The sequence below is a fragment of the Bizionia gelidisalsuginis genome, from assembly GCF_008086185.1.
GTDB lineage: Bacteria > Bacteroidota > Bacteroidia > Flavobacteriales > Flavobacteriaceae > Bizionia > Bizionia saleffrena.
Genome location: NZ_VSKN01000100.1, coordinates 1 through 733, shown reverse-complemented (window position 1 = coordinate 733; position 733 = coordinate 1). Strand labels below are relative to the sequence as shown.

Annotated in this window: 1 protein-coding gene; it reads left to right on the top strand. The window is 41.6% G+C overall.

Annotated elements, in window-relative coordinates:
* Window positions 1-733, top strand: a 733-nt coding sequence (locus ES677_RS15420) for a hypothetical protein (RefSeq protein WP_170235079.1), incomplete at both ends; no start/stop codon positions are given.

The window sequence follows — 733 nt, the reverse complement described above, 5'->3', positions numbered from 1 at the left end:
AATGTTGGGAAACAGCGACGTTTAATACAGAAAGTTGTACTTGGGAGGTAACAGGAGAACAATCAGCAGAACCAATCACAGAATGTTATGAAACCGCAACGTTTAATAATGATACGTGTATTTGGGAGGTAACAGGAACACAAGAAGCAGAACCAATCACAGAATGTTATGAAACGGCAACGTTTAATAATGATACGTGTAGTTGGGTTGTAACAGGAACACAAGCAGCAGCACCAATCACAGAATGTTATGAAACGTCAACGTTTAATAATGATACTTGTAGTTGGGATGTAACAGGAGAACAAGCAGCAGCACCAGCGACAGAATGTTGGGAAACAGCGACGTTTAATACAGAAAGTTGTACTTGGGATGTAACAGGAGAACAAGCAACCGAGCCAACGACAGAATGTTATGAAACGGCAACGTTTAATAATGATACGTGTAGTTGGGTTGTAACAGGAACACAAGCAGCAGCACCAAACACAGAATGTTATGAAACGGCAACGTTTAATAACGGTACTTGCGAATGGGATGTAACAGGAGAACAATCAGCAGCACCAGCGACAGAATGTTATGAAACGGCGACGTTTAATAATGATACGTGTATTTGGGATGTAACAGGAGAACAATCAGCAGCACCAGCGACAGAATGTTGGGAAACAGCGACGTTTAATACAGAAAGTTGTACTTGGGAGGTAACAGGAGAACAATCAGCAGAACCAATCACAGAATG